The following is a 2192-nucleotide window of genomic DNA, read 5'->3' as shown; positions in this document are numbered from 1 at the left end:
GCTCGACCTCTTTGAATGACACCATTCCTCATTTGGGTATTGAAATTATTAATTAATTGAGCATTTACCGCATTGCTACGATTTATATAAGCTTGAGCAATTTGTTGGCTGATTTGAATTAACTGCGCTCTTTTTTCATCGAGCATGGCAAATTTAGTCCCTAACACCCTCGCTTTAGCACCATCATTAGCTTGAATGGCACTGCGAGTCTGGATGGAAAGTTGATTATAGTTCCGAAAAATCTGAGCTAGTTCCAACTGAATCCGATACGTGGTGTCTAATGCGGTTTGTGCTGATGGATCGGCAGCATAGTAGGGAAGGCTTTGTAGCCCCAATTCGCCACATCGTTGAAGATAAACTGCTGCTTGCCCAGATGTTTGGATGAGGGCGTTATTAAGAGATCGATTTCCGGGTGTGTTTAGAAATTGCTTGAATGTTGCAAAAAAGTTATCGGATGCCTGAGTTGCCAGCTTTTCTTCTTTGTTAGCTGCATCTACTAAATAGCGATAACTAGCTACTTGCGCCAACACCATTGAACGAGGTTGTTCGATCGCTTCTGTTTGATTTAGGCTGTGACTGAGTACCGGAATCGGCATTAATATCCCGACAAGTATTGTCATGACACCTAGCTGAGTTGGAAATAATTTCATCGCTTTTTACTGGAATAAAGTTTGGTGAAATATGTGGAGATCGCAAAGGAATAAATCGACGATCGAGATATCGCCCTAACTTGCCTTCAACGCAGCAATTAGCCCCATCGTTTTTTGATATAAATTCATCTGCCCCTGTTGGCGAAATAATTCAGCAGCTTTACTCAAATCGATAATTGCCCCCTGGTTATTGCCCAAACCAGATTTAGCTACACCGCGATTCTCGTAAGCCTGAGCATATTGAGGCTTAATTTTAATTGCCCGTTCATAATCAGCGATCGCCCCCTTATTATCTCCCAGATTAAATTTAGCCACACCTCGATTATTGTAAGCCTCAGCAAGGTCAGGCTCAATTTTAATGGTGCGATCGAAATCAGCCATCGCTCCCTGGTTATCCCCTAGAGATAATTTGGCAGTCCCTCGCATGTAGTGGAAAAAAGCAGAGTCAGGATTGATTTTAATTGTGCGATCTAAATCGGCAAACCCTCCTTGGTTATCCCCTAGAGCAAGTTTAGCCGCGCCTCGACTATAGTAAACATCAGCATAGTTAGGATTAATTTTTATCGCTCTATCGTAATCAGCAATCGCGCCCTTTATATCAAACAGTTCATGTTTAGCTATGCCCCTATTCATATAAGCCATAGCATAGTTAGGATTAATTTTAATCGCCCGTTCATAATCAACTATCGCTCCCCCTTTATCTCCTAGAGCCGATTTAACATTACCTCGCCCAAGGTAAGCACCAGCTTCTTCTCGCTCGCGAATCATGTTGTCATAAATTTTCATTGCTTCTGCGTACTGTTTTCGATTTGATAAAATCAATGCTTTTTCTTCTACTAATGTTCGATCTTGTGGCTCCAGTTTAATTGCTGTATCGATCGACTCTAACGCTGATGCGTACTGTTCTCGGAACCTAAAGATTACGCTTTGCCATTTCCATAAGTAGTAATAATTGGCACGTTCTTTGACTGGCACTGCCGCGATCGCTTTGGCAATGGCAGCACTAGCTAGATCCAATCTGCCTGAATCGTATAGTGATAATGCTTTACCATAACTTCCAGTTAGGCTCTGACCTTTAGCGATTGCTTTGTCGAAGGCAGTTACAGATTTCTCGAATTGTTTAGTTCGATACAGTTGATTACCATAAGTCAGCCAGCGTTCGCCAGTGTCTTCAGGTGTAGGTTGGGCTAAATTTACCATTGCCATCTCGATGGTTTTTAGTGCGAGAGGGGTTAATGCTGGAACAGGAGTTTTGGCAGTTTTCAGTAATTTAGGATTGAGTTGCAGTCGTGGTGCTAGAGCGATGAGGGTTTGGATTGATATACCTTGACTATTGCCTAACATCACGTCCTGAGTCTGTTCGGCTCTGCCATGAATGCCGATAACTCTGCCAGCAGTATCGAAGACTCCACCACCGCTCATCCCGCCATAACTGATACTGCTATAAATAATGTTGTAACCGTTACCAAATGATTGTCTATTTTGAGTTTGAAATTTCCCTTGTTCGCGATCGAAAACATAACCAGGATTGAGTTGCCACTG

Annotated in this window: 2 protein-coding genes; both read right to left on the bottom strand. The window is 42.5% G+C overall.

All coding sequences use genetic code 11. The annotated features are described in order from the left end of the window. Nucleotides 1-650 (bottom strand): hypothetical protein (locus RMO79_RS11745; RefSeq protein ID WP_310483349.1); only part of this gene is annotated, 650 nt, incomplete at its 3' end. A gap of 75 nt (nt 651-725) precedes the next feature. Further along, nucleotides 726-2192, bottom strand: a 1467-nt coding sequence (locus tag RMO79_RS11740) for a tetratricopeptide repeat protein (protein ID WP_310483348.1), incomplete at its 5' end; no start/stop codon positions are given.

It is taken from the genome of Chamaesiphon sp. VAR_48_metabat_403 (assembly GCF_031422475.1).
GTDB lineage: Bacteria > Cyanobacteriota > Cyanobacteriia > Cyanobacteriales > Chamaesiphonaceae > Chamaesiphon.
The sequence above is the reverse complement of the archived record's forward strand: the minus strand, read 5'-3'. Positions and strand labels throughout refer to the sequence as shown.